19 protein-coding genes are annotated in these 20,235 nt (G+C 53.1%); 7 read left to right on the top strand and 12 right to left on the bottom strand.

Annotation, left to right across the window (positions count from 1 at the left end):
- Nucleotides 1-39: 39 nt before the first annotated feature.
- From KTE_RS03650 to KTE_RS03660, 3 genes are all read right to left on the bottom strand, one after another.
- Nucleotides 40-948, bottom strand: coding sequence for a sugar kinase (locus KTE_RS03650; RefSeq protein ID WP_201378649.1), 909 nt, complete (start codon nucleotides 946-948; stop codon nucleotides 40-42).
- Nucleotides 949-983: 35 nt separating this feature from the next.
- The gene (locus KTE_RS03655; RefSeq protein ID WP_201378651.1) at nucleotides 984-1,610 is read right to left on the bottom strand and encodes a bifunctional 4-hydroxy-2-oxoglutarate aldolase/2-dehydro-3-deoxy-phosphogluconate aldolase; all 627 of its coding nucleotides are present in this window, start codon (nucleotides 1,608-1,610) and stop codon (nucleotides 984-986) included.
- Between the two features lie 86 nt (nucleotides 1,611-1,696).
- Complete coding sequence (locus KTE_RS03660; protein WP_201378653.1) at nucleotides 1,697-3,379, bottom strand: ATP-binding protein; 1,683 nt, start codon at nucleotides 3,377-3,379, stop codon at nucleotides 1,697-1,699.
- Nucleotides 3,380-3,706: 327 nt separating this feature from the next.
- Here KTE_RS03660 and KTE_RS03665 point away from each other — a divergent pair, with 327 nt between their 5' ends.
- Entirely contained in the window at nucleotides 3,707-5,215 is a 1,509-nt protein-coding gene (locus KTE_RS03665) for an amidase (RefSeq protein ID WP_201378655.1), read from the top strand.
- A 12-nt stretch (nucleotides 5,216-5,227) separates the two neighbouring features.
- On the opposite strand, the gene KTE_RS03670 is transcribed toward KTE_RS03665, so the two are convergent.
- Nucleotides 5,228-6,868, bottom strand: coding sequence for a zinc ribbon domain-containing protein (locus tag KTE_RS03670; RefSeq protein ID WP_201378657.1), 1,641 nt, complete (start codon nucleotides 6,866-6,868; stop codon nucleotides 5,228-5,230).
- Nucleotides 6,869-7,086: 218 nt separating this feature from the next.
- On the opposite strand from KTE_RS03670, the gene KTE_RS03675 reads away from it, so the two are divergent.
- Nucleotides 7,087-8,487 carry an IS4 family transposase gene (locus tag KTE_RS03675; RefSeq protein WP_201378659.1) on the top strand — a complete coding sequence of 467 codons (1,401 nt, stop codon included), beginning with the start codon at nucleotides 7,087-7,089 and terminating at the stop codon, nucleotides 8,485-8,487.
- 175 nt (nucleotides 8,488-8,662) lie between these two features.
- Here the strand turns inward: KTE_RS03675 and KTE_RS03680 are convergent, their stop codons facing one another.
- From KTE_RS03680 to KTE_RS03700, 5 genes are all read right to left on the bottom strand, one after another.
- On the bottom strand, nucleotides 8,663-9,175 hold the full coding sequence (locus KTE_RS03680) for a YggT family protein (protein WP_201371995.1): 513 nt from the start codon (nucleotides 9,173-9,175) through the stop codon (nucleotides 8,663-8,665).
- Nucleotides 9,176-9,539: 364 nt separating this feature from the next.
- On the bottom strand, nucleotides 9,540-10,703 hold the full coding sequence (locus tag KTE_RS03685; protein WP_201378662.1) for an RNA-guided endonuclease TnpB family protein: 1,164 nt from the start codon (nucleotides 10,701-10,703) through the stop codon (nucleotides 9,540-9,542).
- Complete coding sequence (locus KTE_RS03690; protein ID WP_201378664.1) at nucleotides 10,663-11,313, bottom strand: IS607 family transposase; 651 nt, start codon at nucleotides 11,311-11,313, stop codon at nucleotides 10,663-10,665. The genes KTE_RS03685 and KTE_RS03690 overlap by 41 nt, the downstream gene beginning before the upstream one ends.
- Nucleotides 11,314-11,336: 23 nt before the next feature.
- On the bottom strand, nucleotides 11,337-12,320 hold the full coding sequence (locus KTE_RS03695; protein ID WP_201378666.1) for a hypothetical protein: 984 nt from the start codon (nucleotides 12,318-12,320) through the stop codon (nucleotides 11,337-11,339).
- A gap of 63 nt (nucleotides 12,321-12,383) precedes the next feature.
- On the bottom strand, nucleotides 12,384-13,448 hold the full coding sequence (locus KTE_RS03700; RefSeq protein ID WP_201378668.1) for a sugar-binding transcriptional regulator: 1,065 nt from the start codon (nucleotides 13,446-13,448) through the stop codon (nucleotides 12,384-12,386).
- 672 nt (nucleotides 13,449-14,120) lie between these two features.
- Here KTE_RS03700 and KTE_RS03705 point away from each other — a divergent pair.
- From KTE_RS03705 to KTE_RS03715, 3 genes are all read left to right on the top strand, one after another.
- Entirely contained in the window at nucleotides 14,121-14,942 is an 822-nt protein-coding gene (locus KTE_RS03705) for a radical SAM protein (RefSeq protein WP_201378670.1), read from the top strand.
- Nucleotides 14,939-15,589 carry a CYTH domain-containing protein gene (locus tag KTE_RS03710; protein ID WP_201378673.1) on the top strand — a complete coding sequence of 217 codons (651 nt, stop codon included), beginning with the start codon at nucleotides 14,939-14,941 and terminating at the stop codon, nucleotides 15,587-15,589. Before KTE_RS03705 ends, KTE_RS03710 begins: the two co-directional genes overlap by 4 nt.
- A gap of 82 nt (nucleotides 15,590-15,671) precedes the next feature.
- The gene (locus KTE_RS03715; protein WP_201378675.1) at nucleotides 15,672-15,944 is read left to right on the top strand and encodes a hypothetical protein; all 273 of its coding nucleotides are present in this window, start codon (nucleotides 15,672-15,674) and stop codon (nucleotides 15,942-15,944) included.
- Between the two features lie 21 nt (nucleotides 15,945-15,965).
- On the opposite strand, the gene KTE_RS03720 is transcribed toward KTE_RS03715, so the two are convergent.
- From KTE_RS03720 to KTE_RS03730, 3 genes are all read right to left on the bottom strand, one after another.
- Nucleotides 15,966-16,598 carry a DUF1684 domain-containing protein gene (locus KTE_RS03720; RefSeq protein ID WP_201378677.1) on the bottom strand — a complete coding sequence of 211 codons (633 nt, stop codon included), beginning with the start codon at nucleotides 16,596-16,598 and terminating at the stop codon, nucleotides 15,966-15,968.
- Between the two features lie 42 nt (nucleotides 16,599-16,640).
- Complete coding sequence (locus KTE_RS03725) at nucleotides 16,641-17,483, bottom strand: polyphosphate kinase 2 family protein (protein WP_201378679.1); 843 nt, start codon at nucleotides 17,481-17,483, stop codon at nucleotides 16,641-16,643.
- Between the two features lie 372 nt (nucleotides 17,484-17,855).
- On the bottom strand, nucleotides 17,856-18,026 hold the full coding sequence (locus KTE_RS03730) for a hypothetical protein (RefSeq protein WP_201378681.1): 171 nt from the start codon (nucleotides 18,024-18,026) through the stop codon (nucleotides 17,856-17,858).
- Nucleotides 18,027-18,139: 113 nt separating this feature from the next.
- Here KTE_RS03730 and KTE_RS03735 point away from each other — a divergent pair, with 113 nt between their 5' ends.
- Nucleotides 18,140-19,066, top strand: a complete 927-nt coding sequence (locus KTE_RS03735; protein ID WP_201378683.1) for a LysR family transcriptional regulator — start codon at nucleotides 18,140-18,142, stop codon at nucleotides 19,064-19,066.
- Nucleotides 19,067-19,186: 120 nt separating this feature from the next.
- Entirely contained in the window at nucleotides 19,187-20,182 is a 996-nt protein-coding gene (locus tag KTE_RS03740) for a serine/threonine-protein kinase (RefSeq protein ID WP_201378685.1), read from the top strand.
- The last annotated feature ends 53 nt before the right edge of the window (nucleotides 20,183-20,235 follow it).

Below are 20,235 nucleotides of genomic sequence, written 5' to 3' on the forward strand. Positions count from 1 at the left end.
TGCTTCGAGGGCTCTTTTTAAATATCTGACAATACCTGACTAGGCCTTATCGCGACTGTGTACATAGTCGCCCGTCTGGGAGACGATCCGCGCGCCTACCCGTGCCCCCAGGCGCAAGGCATCGGCCAGCGCATAACCACGTAGCCAACCCGAGAGGAAACCGGCATTAAAGCCATCGCCCGCGCCTACCGGGTCAATAACCTCGGACACTGGCGTCGCGGGAACCGTGACACGCGCCTCCCCAGCCCTGGCGCAGGCCCCTTTTTCGGCTTGCTTCAATACGACTACCTGGGCGCGAAAACCTGGCATAGGGGCAAGCACCTCTTCCTCGTTATGCGTTCCCAGGATGGCATGCGCGTCTTCGTGGCCCAGTAGCAGGATATCAGCCTGGGCCATGAGCGGAAGAAGAGCCACACGTGCAGCCTCCACGCTCCATAGGGGTGCGCGATAATTTGGATCAAAGGAGACCAGCGCGCCCGCCTCATGTGCCAGTTCAATGGCGCGTGCCACGCTCGCCGCGCACGTCTCGCTCAGCGCGGGAGTGATACCTGTCATATGCACGATGTGCGCCCCCGCGAACATCTCCGACTTCAGGTGCTCGGGGCTGAGCCTGCTAGCAGCGGAGGCACGTCGATAATACTGCACACGCCTGGCCCCATCTGGCAGCCACTCGCGGAAGAAGACGCCTGTCTGGGCGTCCGAATCAGTCAAGAGATACGTGGTATCCACGCCCTCCTGCGCCAGCGTGGTTCGAATGCGCTGGCCAAGCGAATCATTGCCCACCTGGCTCACAAAACGCACATGATGTCCCAACTGACTCAAACCAATGGCTGTATTCGATTCAGCCCCCGCGATATCAAGCGTTAACGTGGAGACGCGATCCATTGGGACTGGTTCGGTGGGATAGAGCACGGCCATGCACTCGCCAAGCGTTACCACATCATACATGAGACGCTCCCTTTAACATCAAACAGTGCTCCACCTTAGCGCACCGCCTCAACGGCGGCACGCGCCTGAGCCGTGATATATTCCCAATCGCCGGCCGCAACCGCCTTCGCTGAGACAAGGTTGCCACCCATAGCAACGGCCACAGCTCCTGCATCCAGGTAGGTGCGCGCGTTCTCCGGGCTGACGCCGCCTGTCGGGACGACACGCAACTGCGGCAATGGAGCCAGGATATCCTTAATGTATTGTGGCCCTCCCACACGCGCTGGAAAAATTTTGATAAGATCGGCTCCCGCACGATACGCGTTTAAAGCCTCGGTTGGGGTCAATGCTCCACACAAAATAGGAACTCCAACTGCTTTACAGGCTACAATGACATCAGGTACAACGACAGGAGTAACCACAAATTGAGCACCCGCAGCAATCGCCTCTTCAGCCGCACGCGCCTCCAGCACGGAGCCAACCCCAATACTCATCTGCTCACCCAGAGCCGAGCCCACCTCAGTAATCGCCTGATTGGCACCCTTACCAGTCAACGTAAATTCTATCGCTGTGACGCCACCTGCCAGGAGCGCGCGGGCAATATCTAAGGCATTTTCATAATGCTCCAGGCGCACGATAGCGACCAGGCGACTCCGTAGGATATGTTCAAGAACAGTTGACATACTTCCCCCCTCACAATATCAATGATACATTTAATATGTCGAATGGCCATGCTAGCAGCGTATCATATTTCCTGCTACCCTGCCTACTACGCACTCACAGGCAGGGTGAACCAGAAGGTCGAACCCTCACCTGGCCGGCTTTGCACGCCTGTTGTTCCTCCCAGGCGCTCCATGATAGAGCGACAGATATACAGACCCAGGCCCAGACCAACGCCAGAACCACTGCGCACGTGAATACCCGGCACGCGGTAAAAGCGGTCCCAGAGATGTTCCTGCTGCTCCAGCTGGAGACCCGGTCCCTGATCACGCACAGAGACACGCACATGTGCCCCTTTCAGCGTGACCTCAACCGCGACGGGGTATTCCGCATCGGAATATTTAAGCGCATTGGTGAGATAATTCGTCACCACCTGTCCAACGCGGTCAGGATCGGCCATGATCGAGATATTCTGAGTTGAGGGCATCTTCAATGTCAGCACACGTTGGGGGTGTTGCTCACGTTGTACATCGACACACTCCTGAACGATACGTGTGATGTCGCAGTGCCTGGAATGCAGTTCCAGGCGATCAGAACGCATACGGGATGCGTCCAATAAATCTCCTACCAGACGATTTTGCAGGTCCACCTGTTGCTCCGCCCGCATGAGATTCTTACTTAACGCGCCCAATACCTCATTTTTCTGTAGAGAGACGCCCAGCAGCGGTTGCGTTGTGAACGTGCGCTTCAATTTGCGCTGCGCGATTTGCAGACTGGTCTTGGTAGCAGTTAAAGGCGTACGCAATTCATGGGCAACCACCCCGATAAAGCTATCGAGTTGAGAGAGTAGCTGTTCAATCTTCTGCCGCGCTTCTACCTGTTCAGTTATATCCACGCCAAAGATGATAATGCCATCCAGGATGCCTTGCAGGCTAAACATCGGCTGATAGTAGATATTAAAGTACTGCTTCACACGCCCGCCATCACAACGTAGATCAACAAAGAAAGGGCGCTCCTGAAGGGATAATTCATTCCCAGTCTTCTGAACCCAATCGAGAGCCGGGATAACCTGGTGAATATCATCGTGCGTAATGACCTCACCTACCGATCTCCCAAGAATCATTGAGGCGCACATGCCAAAGCAACGAGAGGCATGGGAATTGATCAACTCAAAACGATATTCAGGCACGCTCACAACCGCAATAGGAGTCGGTGCATGCATGAGGATATGGTAGAGAAAGCCCCTGGTAGATTCAGCGGAAACTTGCGCTCTTGTAGACTGCCGACGGGCATGCTGAGTCTGGCTGGTAAGTAGGCTCAAGCTGATGCCAATAATTGTAAACATAATCGCGCTATAGACATACTCATCATGATCAAAGGTCAATGGCATCAGCGAGGGAACGACTAAGATTGTCAATGCAAGCGTCCCCACCAGGGTAGCAAGCAAGCCGGATAGCGTTCCCCAACCCAATGAGATGAGAACAACGGCCAGGATAATGGGAGCGCTCGCAAAGCGAAACGAAGGCAAAAAACATGTAATCAGGTACACACACCCAACCATCAAGATAGGGAGCAGCACCGCAAGAAGATACCCAACAAAAGGAGATTGTAAGGAAGGAGGAAGCCATTCGGGTGAGAATGAAGAAGACTGGAGAAAATTTTTGAGGCGCACAGTCCAGGGCACACGCTCTTTGGGAGCAGGCGAGGCGGAGCATACCAACAATTTATCGGTTTCAGGTGGTATCTCTTGACGAAAATCTGGCATTCTCTCCTGCTTAATCTGGGTAGACATGGGCGGTTCACTCCCTGGAATAATGAGCTAACACTGAAGCATATATGCGTACTCTCATCAAAAAGATCAGACATACAAGCAAAGGGCTTTTATGCACTCGAATCAACAGAAGGGCAACACACTACTGATGCAAGGTCAACTACTATGTTATAAAGCTTTCTCGACATTTTTTATTCATAGGACAATGATTAAGGTCCTTGCTTAGCCATTTTGGTTACCACCTTCAAAGTACTAAGCTTACTCGTATGTTAGCCAATGTGAGGAACACGCTTTCCAGAGCATATATACACAAAGAGATCAAACTTCCTCCGTGCAGAAAGGGTATATATGCGATTGGAAGAGGCAAGCATTGCCGAGCTACAAGCCGCCATGGACTCCGGGCGCCTCACCGCGCGCCAGTTAACCGAAGACTATATCGAACGCATCCAGCAGTTTGACCAGCAGGGGCCACACCTGCGATCTGTCCTTGAGATCAATCCCGAGGCCCTTGAGATCGCCGATACGCTTGACGAGGAGCGCCGAAACACGGGGCCACGAGGTCCACTCCACGGCATTCCCATCCTGCTCAAAGATAACATCGCTACCGCTGACCAGATGGAGACCACCGCGGGATCCCTGGCGCTGCTTGGATCACGCCCACGTCGCGACGCAACGGTGGCGCGCAAACTCCGCGAAGCGGGAGCCATTCTCCTGGGGAAAACCAACCTCAGCGAATGGGCCAACTTTCGCTCAGACGCCTCCTCCAGTGGTTGGAGTGGCCGAGGAGGTCAGACCCGCAACCCCTATGTGCTCAATCGCACACCCTGTGGCTCCAGTTCCGGCTCAGGCACGGCCATCGCTGCAAACCTGGCCACCGCAGCTCTGGGAACTGAGACCGATGGTTCTATCCTCTGTCCCTCAGCCGTCTCCTGTCTTGTCGGCATCAAACCAACGGTCGGTCTGACCAGCCGCGCGGGTGTGGTACCTATCGCGCATAGCCAGGATACTGTTGGTCCAATGGCGCGCACGGTCGCAGACGCCGCCGCCCTTCTAAGCGCCATTACCGGCCCCGATGAACTCGACCCGACAAGTCACGAGAATCCTCATCCAGAGACAATTGACTACACGAAATTTCTCGATGGCAATGGGTTAAAGGGAGCGCGCATTGGGGTGGCACGCGATGTCTATTTTGGCTATAGCGCCAGGGCGGACGCCATTATTGAAGAGGCTATCGAGCAATTGCGGAGCCTGGGAGCTGAGATTATTGATCCCGCCAATATTCCCACAGCCAAGCAGATGAGCGAGTCCCAAAGCGAGATGATCGTCTTGCTGCATGAGTTTAAGGCCGACCTTAATAGCTACCTGGCAGATCTCGAAAGTAGTCCCGTGCGCAGCTTGGAGGAGATCATCGCCTTTAACAAGGCTCATGCCACCGAGGAATTACCCTATTTTGGACAGGAACTACTCCTGCGCGCCCAGGAGACAGTGGGATTGGATGATTCTACCTACCTGCACGCCCTGGAGGAGAATCGCCGCTTCTCGCGCCAGGAGGGGATTGATGCCATTATGGAGCAGTATAACCTGGACGCCCTGATCATGCCCACAAGCGCCCCCGCCTGGTGCATTGATGTCATCGATGGAGACCATCCACTCGGAGGAAGCTCTCAGCCCGCAGCCCTGGCGGGCTACCCCGCGATCACCGTCCCGGCAGGCTTTGTCTTTGAGCTTCCCGTAGGGCTGACCTTTATGGGCCGCGCTTACAGCGAAGCAACCCTTATCCGCCTCGCCTACGCCTTTGAGCAGGGTACGCATGCCCGTCGCACGCCCAAATATCTAGACACAATCGAAGTCAACTGAGAGCTCCCCGTGCTAAAGCAACGGGGGTTCCAGAGGTTCTGCCCACGCTTCGAACTGACCTCCTTTGGTGAGGAGGCTTGCTCGCTCTTGTGGTGGTTCCCCTGGACTTTCGGGCAGACGCGCTCCGGCTCGGGCCAGGCCCAAGCTTTGGGGCATGGTCTGCCCCTCTTTCGCGCGTTGTGTTGTACGCTCATGTGCTGCCATCAGGCGCGCTTCCGCACCTTCCCAATACCCCTGGTATCGGGCACACGAGGGAGTGGGATCTGCTGGATCAAGGTAGGCGGCAAGAAACGCCGAGTAGAGGTCGCGTTGGACGGGACCAATGCCACAGGAGCACTGATGCCAGCGCTGGGAGAGCGGCTTCTTGACCCGCTTGCCACAGCCATGGCACCATTGGCTCAGCGCCGTTTTGCGTGTGGGAACTTCCACCAGGGTGCCGCCCGTGCTTGCAACGGTGCGTCTCAAGAATTCTACAAACATCCCCGGTGCTCGCAGCCCCACGCTCTTGCCAAACGTTTTTTGCCAGGCCTTGTAGGACACCTTTTCGAGAATGATGGTGTTGCCCAGCGCCACGACCTCATGCACCTTACGGCCATGCAGGCTCTTGCGGTGAGCTGCCAGCGTGCGCTCTTTGGTGGCTTTGCGCCGTCGTGTGGTCTGGTAGCGCTTACTGTGCTTCCATCGCGGCGTCTTTTTGCCCTGCTTTTTGATGCGCCCCTTCTCGTCATAGTGCTCAGGATTACCCGCTCGCCTCTGCCGATCCATCTGCCGCTGCAAGCGACGAATGGCTTTGGCATCAGGAGCCAGCTCAGCACAGAACACGTTCAGGCTCGCCTCCCCTTCCTGGGGAACAATGGCCAGAGTGGAGGGCCCGAGATCGCCTCCAACGATGCCTGTGCCAACCTTGTGCTTCGGTTTGTGGTGGGGCTTGCCTTCCAGCGCCAGTTGGACGAAATACCGATCTCCATGCGCATCGGCTCCGGCGGCTCTGGGGCTGCTGGCGGGGCGTTGGATGAGGCGAGCATACTTGATGCGGTGCTTCAAGCCGTGGGTCACCACCTCATTCTTCCAGTCGATAAGGGCGGGCAACCGGTCTCCGTTCCAGAGCAGATATCCCGCATTCCCGGCTTCGGGCGGTTGCAGGACAAAGCGAAGGCTGGTATCATTGCGCTTGTTCTCGATGCTGGAGAAGCCGCGTCCTCGGCTCTTGAAACGCACGCGTTTTCCTTTGCCCAGACAGATGCGATTGAGGGCACGATAGGCGCGGGTGGCCAGGGTTTGCGCCAGCACCGCCTCGATATGCTCGGCAATCCAGCCCACGCGTAGCCCCTTGACCGCTTCGTGCAGGGCGGCTTCGGTGAAGCCATGCGCGCGGCGCAAGGTGGAGAAGGCGGCCGCTCGTTCGGTCTTGTGCGTGCGAGGAATGGCACGGGCCTCTTGCCAGGCGGGGTCAGCCCACATGCGTCGCAGGCGCTTCTGTCCTTGGGAGAGGATGGCGTTGTAGAGTTGGCGAGCCGCTTCCAGGTGGGCGCACAGGCGTGCGGCTTGTCCTGGATCGACCACCAGAGGCAGTTCGAGCAGAAAGGTGGGGGTCGCGGGTCGCTTCTCCTGCTGTTCTTTCTGCGTGCGCGGTCCCTGGCCTTTCTTCGGCACTTGCGCTCCTCCTTCAAGCTCACACCTGCGACCAATCATTGTGCGTCTATTTTACCAGAAAAACTGGGAGAACGCAAGTTCTAGATGTATGCGTTCTCCCGGTTTTCTTCTCGCACGCGAGGAGGTGGCGATTCATCCCCGGCATCAATGACTGACACTTACACACAAGTTTTGGCGTGCTGAAAAGAAAAGCGTGAAAAAGCCAAGGAGGAAGGCTCATGGAACAAGAACCTTTGCAGCATGCCGACGAATGGGCCGCCCAGACCTTCGGAGCAGCAGAATTGGGGGATCCACGACGCACAGATCGTTTGCTCAAGGTCTCCAGCGCGTTGGCAACAACCCCATCGGGTTCCTTGCCTCATGCGTTGCAGACCTGGGGCGAAACGCAGGGGGCCTATCGCCTGCTGAATCTGGACGCCATCACCTATCAGGATATCCTGGCTCCCCACTGGAGCCAGGTCTACGGCGAGGCAACCCAACACTTTTGCACCCTGCTGCTGGCAGACACGACCGAGTTTGACTTTTCGACCCATCATGCACTCAAAGGACGAGGGCCGATGGGCAACAGCAAAAAAGATATTGGCTTCAGTTTACACACCGTGCTTGCAATGAATCCGCACAACCAGCAGATCTTAGGATGTATGACGCTCTCACCCTTCATTCGTCAGCTTGCTCCCGTTGGGGAAACCAAGGCGGAGCGCAAAAAGAGAGAGCGAGAATCCCACGTCTGGGAAGAGAGCGTGCGGCAGATCGGGCGAGTGCCTGAGCATCATCAATGGGTCTATGTAAGCGATAGCGGCAGCGATGTCTACACGTTTTGGCAGACGTGTGAGGATCTAGAGTATGATTTTGTGTTGCGAGTGGCCCAGGATCGTAACGTGGAGATTTCCCAAGGGGATGCGCAAGCAAGGCTCGACGAAGGGCATCTCAAGGCCCTGGCTCGTGCCCTCCCTGGCGTAGATGCCCATCTGGTGCACATTCCTGCCCAGCATGCTCAGCCCAAGCGAGAAGCACTCTTACAGATGAATTTTCAAAAGGTGCGAGTCCAGCCACCTGTGAACGGAGCCTGTTTGCGCAAAACGGAGATTGTCGCCTGGGTCGTCCGGGTTTGGGAACCGTCCCCACCCGAAGGGCAAGAACCGTTAGAATGGATCGTGTTGACCACGCTGCCGATCACTTGCCCAAGCGAGGCATGGGAGGTGGTGCAATGGTATGGCTGGCGTTGGCTACTGGAGGACTTCCACAAGGCACTCAAAACTGGCTGTCGGATGGAGCAGCACAATCTGCAAAGCATGCAGGCCCAATGGAACCTGTTAGCCATCCTCACTCCCATTGCCTTGCGCCTGTTGCTGATACGACAAGCGGCACAGCAAGCCACCGAGATCCCTGCGGGGAATGTGGTTTCTCAAGAGGCTATCCAGGCCGTGATCTTGTTGGATCACCGTCACCGCAACATTGTGACGGCCGAGCACTTGTGGCGCGCGATTGCCCGTCTGGGAGGTTACCTCGACCGGAAGAGTGATGGACCACCAGGATGGCAGACCTTATGGAAAGGATGGATGCGGGTCATGGACGTCTTGGAGGGCGTTCATCTCGCCGCTCGTCTCCATCCTTCATGATTTGTGTGTAAGTGTCAGGCATCAATGACCGGGGCTTTCTCGCCACTATCTCTGTAAAAAGAGATGTTCTCGGCGTCTGCAACGCTGAGCAGCGTGATGAGATGGGAGTGGAAATGCAGCAGGCATTTCCACTCCCATCTCATAATCTGCAAGCCACATAGTGGCGAGAAGTTCTTTAAGCGCGTACTGTGGGACCCAACGCGACCCGGCTCAACGCCACCAGGCCCCAGGCAATCAGGGCATAGATGAGCATCGCAATCAGCGTTGAGATCTCGAACATGCTTGCCTGGCCAAAGGATGGGTCACTAAAGATGCCTTTGAAAGGTCCCATAAAGACATAGCTTAGATCATACAGCCCCTTGACGAAGCCGTTAGATTCATTGGCGCCCAACAGGCGGAAGATAAAGCGCAAAAGCAGGATAATTTCTAGCACGCTGAGGATAAAGTAGATGGTTGCCGCCACCCAATAGCGCATCTTGGCCCGCTGCACATCAGGATTAACATAGACCTCCTCGCGCCGCTCCACCTGATTGGGTCCGACATAGCGCTCCTGCTGGCTCTGGACATAGCCATCGCCTTCATTTCTTCGGTAGACCCGCTCATTATAAACGGGTTCCGTTGGTTCTTGAGCCTGTTGATAACCTTGCTGCGGATATCGTGGATCCGACCCATAAGGTTGATTACTCATACGATGTCTCCTCCTTGGAACTCAATCAGCCTGCTACCACTCTAAATATCGCGGACAGAACAAAACACAGAAAACCCGTTCCTTAAGATTATTACGAAACGTACCTGCGTTCAGACTCTCAAGCACATCTGCCAGACAGACGAATCTAGCCCTGTCTACTCAGTATAACGCTTCAGCCTGTTATTGCTCACATACCCAAACCTCGGGTACCACCGGAGGACTTTTTTCTCGCCACCTTATCCCTCATTTCCCGACGGTAGACTGCTCCGATTTTCCTATGCAAACGTATGCAAGCATACGTTCACACCGAATTTCGTTGTTCCTGTTTCATCCGCAGGTGCCTCCGGGCCGAAGCCTTTTGGTCTTACCCCGCGTCCGCAGGCAAGTTTGCGTCTTCGTCCGAGCCAGTACCGGAGACGGCTTGATCAATGAGCCCGATCAAGCGAAGGGCTTCCCGTAACACATTCTGACCTGCGTTGTAATCTCGATCCTGCGAAAACTGGTCATATGGGCAAGCAGGATTCTGACACACAAAGATGCGATCCTTGAGCGTCATCACTTCCCACGTCCAACCGCAGCAATGACAGGTCTTACTGGAAGGAAAGAAACGGCCCACCTTGATCACCAGTCCCCCACGTTGCGCCACTTTTGCCTCGAGCAGACGCCTGAGGGTGCCCAGCGAGGCATCGGCCAACGAGCGAGCGAGACGGCGATTCTTGAGAAGTCCCTTGAGGTGGAGATCTTCCACTCCGATGATCCCGTAACTGTCGGCCAGCCTGGTGGTGAGCTTCTGAAGGACATCCTGGCGCAGGCAGGTGATGCGATAATGCAGACGGGCGACCTGTTGGCGCGCTTTCTCCCGATTCTTTGATCCCAGTTTTCGGCGATGCAGCCGTTTGTTGGCCTGACGCAATTTCTTGAGAGCGGTTTTGAGGAAGGCTTGGTTTTCGACTTCCTCTCCTGTACTCAAGGTGGCCAGGCGGTTGAGCCCCACATCAATTCCCACGGCGGCTGGTTTGTTCACTGGGATGGGATCAGGGATCTCGACCTGGATGGAAACAAACCACCAATCCGCTGTTTTGGTGATGCGTGCCCCTTTCACGCGGCCCACAAACCGCAGCTTCTCAGCCAGATTGACCCATCCGAGCTTGGGGATCCACATGCGATGATCCCCCAACGCGAATTGATCGTTGGCAAGGTAAAAGGAGGGTTTGCTTGTTTTCTTGCTCTTGAACGTGGGGCGTTTGGCTTTGCCTTCAAAAAACGCGGTGAAGGCTTTTCCCAGATCGAGAAAGGGCTGATCTGAGGCGTTCTTCGTCACCTCCCATGTCCAGGGAAATTGAGAGCGCCGGATCTCGTTGAATTGCTTCTTGAGTTTCAAGGCAGTGGGTTTTTCTCCGGCCTCATACTGCCGATTCCACTCGGCCAGCGCCCAATTCCACACGAACCGGCTCGTTCCTGCGGCTCTTGCAAAGTAATGGGCTTGCTCAGGTGTGGGATGCAGTCTGATCTTGTGGGTCTTGATCATCCTTGATATCCTTTCCCAGAGCTGCTGCTCGAATCAGGTTTCTGTGCGAACGCAGGCCGGGGAGCTGGGAGCTGAAGACGGTCACAATGGCCATCAAGTCCCGCACCAGTTCTTCTTCGGGGGAGAAGGGTTCGCCGTTCACCACCGTGATCTGGGTTCCATGCCGTTCACAAAACTGCTCAAACCAGTCATAACCAAAGCGCACGAACCGATCCTCATAGCCGATAATGAGCCGAGCTACCTGTCCTAATTCAATGTGCTCGATCACCTGATTGAAGCCTTTGCGTTTGTAGTTGAGTGCAGAGCCAATGTCTTCGATCCACTGGTCCACGTTGATCCCATGTTCCAGGCAGTAGGCGCGCAGAGCTTCTTTTTGGAGAGCCAGGTCTTTTTTCTGTGAGGGGGAAGACACACGAGCATACGCGATCACCAATCCCTGCTCGGAGGAAATCAGCCCACGATACTGCAAGTATTGTTCATGTGTGTAGTAGCGCCGATTTGTCGGACTCCGAAACGCGGGTAAAATCCCCTTGCGATCCCATTTTTGCAAGGTATTGACCGATTTTCCAATCAGTTTTCCAAATTGTTTTGGTGAATATGTATGCTCCATACATACATTCTAACATGATTTCCCTACTTTTTCAATACTGCTGAAGACTCTTTTTGTAAGTAACGTGCAGTTTCAAGCGACCAGTCTAGATTCCCTCGTATCAATGCGCGCAGTGCTGCGGTATAGCGCTGCAATTGCTCCTCAAAGAGGGGGAAATGCGTAATCAGGCGCTGTTCAGCCAGGAGGAAATCCTTCGTCTCTCTCTCTATCATTTCAGATGTTATATTTACGGCATCCTGCAAAGGCAATTGATAGGTATGTTGCAACACGAGCACCAGGTTATTGACATCATGATGCTCTATCTCCTTCCTCAGAGAAACGATATCATTAGCCCAGCACACAATATTGTTTGTCATGCGCAGGATCGTTTGAAAAGCATCACTCAAGCGCAAAGTACTTGGAAAGGAGATACGCTCCACAAAATCAATAAAGTCGATCCCCATGAGCATACCGCTAGAGCTCCGACGATTTTCAATATATGTGTCCACGTCCGGCATGCGCCCCTGCGCTCGATTATCCGCCTCCCAACATGTACCGGCGAAGTAATTGGCAACCAGGTGGCGTTTAAAGCGCGCTTGCCAGGATGTAGTCGCCTCCTGTGCTGTTCGCGACCAGAGATCATGCAGCGCTTCCGTTAATGGTTTCTTAAAATTCGCGGATATGCCGTAAAGAGTGACAATAAACTCATCCATAATAAACTGTATTTGTTTTGGGTGCTGGCTCATCGCCCCTTCACTAAAAAGATCATCCACAAGAAACAACCAGGTGAGCCAATCAGCAAGCAACGAGAGCTCACCCACTGTCGCCGTGGGATAGCAACGCGCGACGAGCCAACCCATCCGTGCTGCTGCGAAATGGCGCGTAGCCTCATCCTTCAGCAGACGGAAATGCTGCACCCAGCCCTGTGTATGGTCCTGGACAATCTGGACATGCGGGCTGACACGCGGCTCAAAGGGACAATAAAGTGGGGGTATATGTATATGTTCCATCAGCTTATATTGCGGCAAGGTATGCTCTTCAATACAGCAGCTTGCCGCATCCTTTATATAGCCTGGGTGGGTATGTCGTACTCAGATTTCCAACAAAAGCTGGGCGGTCACATGGTCAGTGATTAAGATGTTAGCCACACCAGCTCTCAAAGCGGCACGAATGGCGGGAATATAGTCTGGACCGCCGCCAGCGACAAGAATCGACTTCTTGCCGCTGCCCTGTAATACCTCCTTTAAGCGAGGAATCTCAAACCCTGTAAGGTAATAGGGAGGCGAGTCCATAAGCTCATTGATACAGCGTCCCTTGGCATCAAACACCCAGTGGTTAATATCAGCCACTGGATGGAGATTATCCATAGCCTGCATCTGTTCCGGAGAGATAATACCGTGCGTGACAACATCATCATTCGTGTGAGGAGGCCAGACACTCAACATAAAAATCGAGACCTCCTCATACAGCGAATAGGCGTCATCTAGCATAGGATACTGTCGAATCAGGGCCTTAAATCCATCTAAGTTAAAATCAGGTGTGGCATTGGGGAAAAATGCCCCTGCACAAAACCAGGTATGTCTTCCTCCATAAGCAACCGCAATATCATGCGCGATCAAGTTCGCATCGCCATAGGTAGTGTGAGCTTGGACGAAACCAATCGTTGCGACAACATCGAGATTGGGTAATAGCTTCGTTGGTTTAAGGTATCGCTCCACGTTGCGCATAAATGTCTTACCACCACAGATAGCCAGCTTATCTCCATCTTTCAAAAGCTGATCAAGGTAATCAGCCGCCGCGGTTGTAATTTCAATCACAACCTCGTCAAAGGACGACTGGCACTCTTTCAGATGATCAAAGCTGCGACCCGGAACAAGAACCAGGTCTTCCAGTCCCAGTTCTATGCGCACATCACGCGCCAGGTTCCGCAAAAAGCCTGCGCGCAGATCGGGCACAATCGAAATACGCACAATGCCTCGCTCTTTAGCCTTCTGGAGTGCCTTACTTACGGTCTGCCTGGAGCAATACTCCCTCTCAGCGATTACCTCTTGAGAATTTCCCTCTTCATAGTAGAGATATGCAACTCTACGAAGAAAGCGCTCGTCACCGAGTAACTTCACCTCGGAACCGCCTACTTGTGGCCCATCTACTGGCATAGCATCTCAATTCCTTTCCATATGAACCGGGTTTTGATATCTCAGGGCAACATGGCCAGACTATGGGGTGGATATAGCGAAGCATACAAACATCTAGCTTTTATATTACAAGAAGAGCATACTCTATATTCATAGGCAATGCAAGTATTTAACATATGTATTCTCAAAATGTTTTCTTTAGCAATTTTGCATGACAAGGGCACTCTTTTCTACATAAGGCTACATATTGCTACTATGCATCATTATAAAGAACATAGCAACTATCTTTTACAAAAACACAACAGTCGCTCTTTTCCCGAGCAGGCGTAAACAATAGCCTCAAATCGACTACTTCGTTTACAAGTATTTTCTGCACAGGCAATAGCTTACATATGTCTTCGTGAAAACATATATTAAACAGCAAATGCTGATTTCCTGCACCTATAGCAACTGCCTTAAAAAAACCGGTTTAAGACTATCCTCGGAATCATCCTATCATTTGCGCAAATGCTACGAAATTTACAATTTAGCATAAATTGTATTCTAATTAACAATTCTATGTTATACTCTTACTGGGAGAGTTAAAGAAATATCCAGAATGTCATACGTCTACAAGCGCACTTACGCTTGTCAGGTCCATAGTATGATGTGCCCAAAAGTCGCGAGTAGGGGTGAGTTTGAAAGGGGTTATATATGAAGAAGCGCATCATGTTCAAAGTTGAAAAGAATCGCGTTCTTGTCCCGGTTGGGGAACCCTGCCCCTTTGGCTGTCGCTACTGCTATACGCGTGGTGGCGAAGTTGGACTTTCGCGCGTGGATCCAGAGGAAGTTCTTACCCAGTTTGAAGCTTTCGCGCACGAAGCTGCCTTTGATACGATCCAATTTGGCTATGATGGCGACCCTTTCGCACGTCCCGAGCGAGGAATAGCCATGCTAGGGCGACTGGCCACCTACGGTAAACATGTTAATTTCAGCACAAAGGGCGCGATGAACGCCACCACACTAGAGGGATTAGCCGCTATTCAAAGCCAGATGGAAGCGTATGATACAACCTTAAGCGCGCTGGTATCTGTCAGTTGCTGGGACTCTGCCCCGCTTGTCGAGCCTCATACTCCCTCACCTGCCAAGCGAATGCAGACTGTTGCTAGCTTGAAACGCCTTGGCATTCCTGTCTTTATCGCTGTACGCCCTATCCTTCCCCATATTCCAGACCTTGAATACGAGCGCCTGGTAGCCGAGGCTCTGCTAGCAGGCTGTGATGGCTTTGTGCTTGGGCCGCTCTACGTCGATGACCGTGGACAATTCGCGCGTTTCATTCCGCCCGAGGTACTGACACAGGTACCCAGCCGGAGAGCAACCGTCTCCTGGTCCGCGCACGCTCCGGAATGGACCCGTTATGAAGACGAGGCACGCCTCCAAAGGCTGGCAACCTTCATTGAGAAGAAAGAGGGAACGGTGTACACTTCATCGGCTGATGCCATGGCGGGCCTGAGCCAGAGGAGGGCAGTGGCATGATTGAAGTTGAAGTAAAAAGCGCTGTCGCGCCTCAAGCGTGGCCCTTGCTTGAAGCCAGGTTACGCGAGGCCCGCTTCGAGCGGCACATCCACAATGTCGATGTCTACTACGATACACCTGATTGGGACCTGCTCCAGAGGGCGGTTTTCCTGCGAGTACGCAACCAGCAAAAGCTTGAGTTTAAGTTCAATGAACAGGCGGAGAAAGCCCATATTCAGAGTACTGAGCATGCTTTTGCACTCCAACCACAGCCCGATCAAGCGGCAGCGATGAACGAACTCTTTAACCATTTTCTTCCCACCTGGAACCCTATGCCCACCTGGGAGGCCGCCCGGCTGGAAAACAATCTGGTGGAACTGGCACGAATCGAGAATACGCGCCGGCAGTATAGCCTGGACTCGGTCCAACTCTGTGTGGATCATGTCTCGGGCCTGGGCGACTTTCTTGAAGCCGAGATCGAGTGTTCAGAGGAGGCGGATACGCGTCAGGCACGCGCCCAACTCTACACATTTATCGCGGAATTCGCTACTGAACCGCTCCCCATTGGCTACGTTGAACTTTGGTTACGACAACATAATCCCCAGGCCTACAGCAAAGGTGTCTACCAGTTACCCGGCGACTCTGTACCGAGCCAACAAGATAGCTAGACCAGGATATCTACGCGCTTCCGATGTTTAAGGCAGATACATTTCTTAACTGTCTATTTTTCGCCAAAGGAGGACTCAACTCATGCCATCTACCAAGGATACTTATGCGCTTGCATTTCGTCGTTCCATGACCTTCAGCGATATCTACGGCCATAGCACCTATTTTTCTGTGGCTGAAATCTATCCCAATGTGCAAATACTACACACTATCAACGAGACTGCTCAGTCCCCCGCGCTCTATGAACTCTCCATTATCATCGATGGTGAGGCCAGGCTCATCATTGTCCAGCAATCCTGTGTTGAGTTACACAAAATTTCTGCGGTCCCAGCTAGCCTGACGCGTATAAGCGCCTAGGACCTGCGCGCAGATGCTCTTTTACTTATAACGCAGCTCGCCTGCGCGTAGAGGCACGCGCAATTGATTCTCTCGGGGCGCGAGAGGACACATCCAGGCGTCATTGTAAGCGCAGGATGGATTATATGCATAATTAAAGTCGAGCATGATTTGTTGCTGGTGCGTCTTCCCTGGCACAGGCAGCCAGTCGCTCCCTTTGATGGTATCAAAGAGATAGCGTCCACCGCCATACGCCTCTTCAGGGCTGGTCAAGTCTCGGAAGGGAAGAAAAAGGCCGCCACCATAGATATCGAGCCAGTAGATATGCAGCATTACTAGCTCCTGCTCAACGGTGAAACGCACACGCCCTATAGTAAGCATGGTCATTTGCTCAGTACTGCTCATCGTAATGATCTGTCGCTGTGGCTCAACATCAGTCTCAATCGTGACCGCAAAGCGGAGCGCAGGATTGTATGGGAAGTACCGCAAGCCGGAGAAGACACGACGCTGTTCAGCATCAAGCGCCGACTGCGAGTGCTGGGCAAAGAGTGCGTCGCGGCTCTGGCGAAAACGCTGCCACACCATCTCTGCATCCTCTCCAGCCAGTATAGCCTGGTTCCGCTCACGGTACATAGCCTGGACGCGCAAACGATAATCATACAAATCAAGATACATGGATACCCTCTCATTGCTTTATTTTCTCGTGCCTGGCAGGCCTTACTTCTCAGCCTGGACATGCATCTGCTTCAGAGCTTCCAACTCACGCTGACCACGCGCAAGCAAATCTTTTTGCCATTCGTCCTTAAATGGCTTCAGCGTATCTGCCAGCGTTTGGGCAATAGCCAGGTTACGATACCACTTATGATTGGCGGGCACAATATACCAGGGTGCCTGCTTCGTGCTACATTTGCTCAAGGCGTCCTCATACGCCTCCTGGTAATCGCCCCAGAACTGCCGCTCCTTCCAATCATCAACATTAAGCTTCCAGGACTTCTCTGGCTCGTCCTCGCGCGCCTTTAAACGCCTGGCCTGCTCATCTTTGCTGATATGCAAGAAAAACTTGACCACGATAGTACCGCTCTCAGCCAACATTTCTTCAAAGGCATTAATGATATGATAGCGTTTGTGCCAGGTATCTTCTGGCACAAGATTATGTACGCGCACGATCAACACATCCTCGTAGTGTGAGCGATTAAAAACTCCGAAGATGCCCCTGGGTGGTACATGTTGATGGACACGCCAGAGAAAATCATGCTGCAATTCATCCTGGGAAGGAGCTTTAAATGAATGCACCTGGCACCCCTGGGGGTTCAAGGAGCTCAACACATGACGAATGGTGCCGTCCTTACCACTGGTATCCATCCCCTGTAGAATCATCAAAAAGCTATGCTTCTGCGCCGCCGTCATCAGTTCCTGGAGCTCTCCTAGTTCCTGGCTCAGTTTCTGCAACTGCTTCTCGGCTGCATCACGATCAATCTGGCTTGCAATGTGGTCGGGGTCATAGTCCTTGAGTTTGACATGATCGCCTTCTTTGACCTTCCACAAGAGATCCTTACTCATAGCTTTTATCCTTCTTTCTGCTCTAGAGGGTATGCGCATACCAGGCAGCATGATTTCCGTTCTCTATGCCTTGACACGGTCGACCGCAGGGAAACGTTGCGTAGCAGACCATAGGAACACAATACCAAGCATTCTTCTCTCGCAATAGTACAGCATAAGGGAACTCATTATACAATAGAGATAGAGGAAGGAGCGGTGTCAGAGACAAGCACATCACGAGTGGTCACCTATGTATCCAGAGAGAAATGCAAGTCAGGTTGTGCATAAAAGAAGAGACAAACATCGGTTTGATGATGCTTTGTCCCCTCTTCTATACACAACCTGATGTGTTACCGTCACTACGACCATGGCAAGCGACATCGTATACCCAGGCTATTCATGGCTGCATCTCAGGTGCGTGGCCCAGTAGCGCGCGCGTCGCTCCCACTCCAGGCCATTCAGTCCTTCTTGGCTATCTATGCCCCAGCGATAGGCAGCAATTCCTAAAAGCAAGAAAAAGAAGAAGACAAAAGCGGCATCCATAATGTTCTCATCCTTCTGCATGTCTCCATGCGCATATAAGAATTTACCCTTGTCATAAGTGTAATATAGTGGTAGTATCAAGTCAAGGAAACGTTTTTGATATCTACCATCGATAAAAACGATAGGAAACCAACATGGATGTACGCCAACTCACCACATTCCGCATGGTGGCGCATACGCTCAGCTTCAGCCGCACCGCCATCGCTCTTAACTATGTGCAATCAAGTGTCACAACACAGATTCAAGCCCTGGAAGAGGAACTGGGGGTCAAGCTCTTTGATCGTTTGGGGAAACGCGTGGCGCTTACTGAGGCAGGGAAGAAGCTGCTCCTCTATAGTGAAAAAATTCTGGGGTTGGTGGATGAGGCGCGAAGCGCGGTTATGGAGGATGGAGATCCAGTTGGATCCGTGACGATCAGCGCGCCTGAATCGCTCTGCACCTATCGCTTACCCGGAGTGCTTCAGCAGTTTCGTGCCAGGTTTCCTCGTTCGCGCCTGATCTTTCGTCCAACATTGGACCAACGCCAGAGCATTCACGAGGGAAGCATCGATGTTGCCTTTGTCCTCGAGGACCAGGTTCGCTCCAGCGCGCTTGAAAGCGAGCCGCTCGCAGAGGAAGCCCTGCTAATGCTGGTCTCACCCGATCATCCCCTGGCAGCCAAACACTATGTAGAGACCGAGGATATCCGAGGCGAACAATTTCTCCTCACCGAGAAAGGATGCACCTACCGCAATGTCTTTGAGCGCGCACTCCATGCTGCTGGCGTCGATGCCGTGACTGATCTGGAGTTTATCAGCGTCGAGGCTATCAAGCAATGTGCAATGGCGGGCATGGGCATCGCCTTCCTGCCGTCGCTCGTGGTCGAGACAGAAATCGCCCAGGGGAAGCTCGTCGTCCTCCAGTGGGGTAAGCAGCACTTTCAGGTGCTAACACAGATGCTCTGGCATAAAGAGAAATGGCTCTCGCCCGCCATTCAATCCTTCCTCAACGTTGCGCGAGAAGTCCTACAAGAGCCGGTTTCTCCACCTGGTGGTCTCGCCTTCGCGTCAGAAAAAAGGTAAAATACGCTCAAGAAATTTTTAGGCATATTCCCTGGTCTCACTCTATTCCTTTAAATTAGGGATATGCTATACTAGCGTCGCAGGTCCCAAATTGATCGTGATCGTATTGAAGAAAGGCCGATGGCACGCATGACCACAGCCTATAAACCCGGCACGCGTATTGATCATTATAAAATTATTCGCATGCTGGGTCATGGTGGGATGAACCGGGTCTATCTCGCGCGTGATCTCTCCGATCAGCGCGACGTGGTTCTTAAATTTCCTAGCGAAGATCTCATTGGCAATGTCGCGGTCTTTGAACGCTATCGACGCGAGGCAGAGATCGGGAACCGGCTACATCATCCCTCGGTACAGGAACTGCTCAATACAGATGAGAAACGTTCACAAGAGTATCTCGTTGTGGAGTATATCAAAGGGCAGACGCTGCGCTTGCTACTGGAGGATCAAGAGGGCAAACCAATGCCAACCAGCCAGGCGCTTCACATCACGCTTCAACTCTGCGATGCGCTTGCCTACTGCCATGAGCAGGGTGTCTTTCACCGGGATATAAAGCCTGAAAATGTCATGGTCACAGATGATGGAGACATCAAAATTATTGATTTTGGCATTGCCCTACTCGAAGGGGCGCGCCGTGTGACCTGGCGCGGACTCTCCGGAACCGTAGGCACACCCGATTACATGTCACCCGAACAACTCAAAGGCGAGCGTGGCACCGCCAGCTCTGATATTTACGCGGTTGGCATCATGCTCTACGAAATGCTTTGCGGCCATACCCCCTTCGAGGGAGAAAATGTCTTCGCTATCATCAATCAGCATGTCTCGCAGGATCCTCCCTCACTGCTTCTCGCGAACCCGGACCTTTCACCCGCTCTGGCAACGGTGGTCATGCGCGCTATTCGCCGTGATCCGGAGAAGCGCTACAAATCGATACGCGATTTCTATCACGACCTGCGCAATTTTGAAGAGGTTCAACCGGTCCCCTATGAGCCAGAGGCGCCCAAACTCAATCAGTCCAGCCGGACTGCGCTTACCGCGACACTGATCATTCTCGCCATCTTTGTGGTGATCATCGCGCTTGGTTTCCTTGTACAATTTGTACATAATGCCCAGCATTGACTGCTCGCGCCTGCGGCGCTCGCCTGGGCAGTGGGTATGGTAAGTGCTGGCGA

The sequence above is a fragment of the Ktedonobacter sp. SOSP1-85 genome, assembly GCF_016587415.1.
Taxonomy (GTDB): Bacteria; Chloroflexota; Ktedonobacteria; order Ktedonobacterales; family Ktedonobacteraceae; genus Ktedonobacter.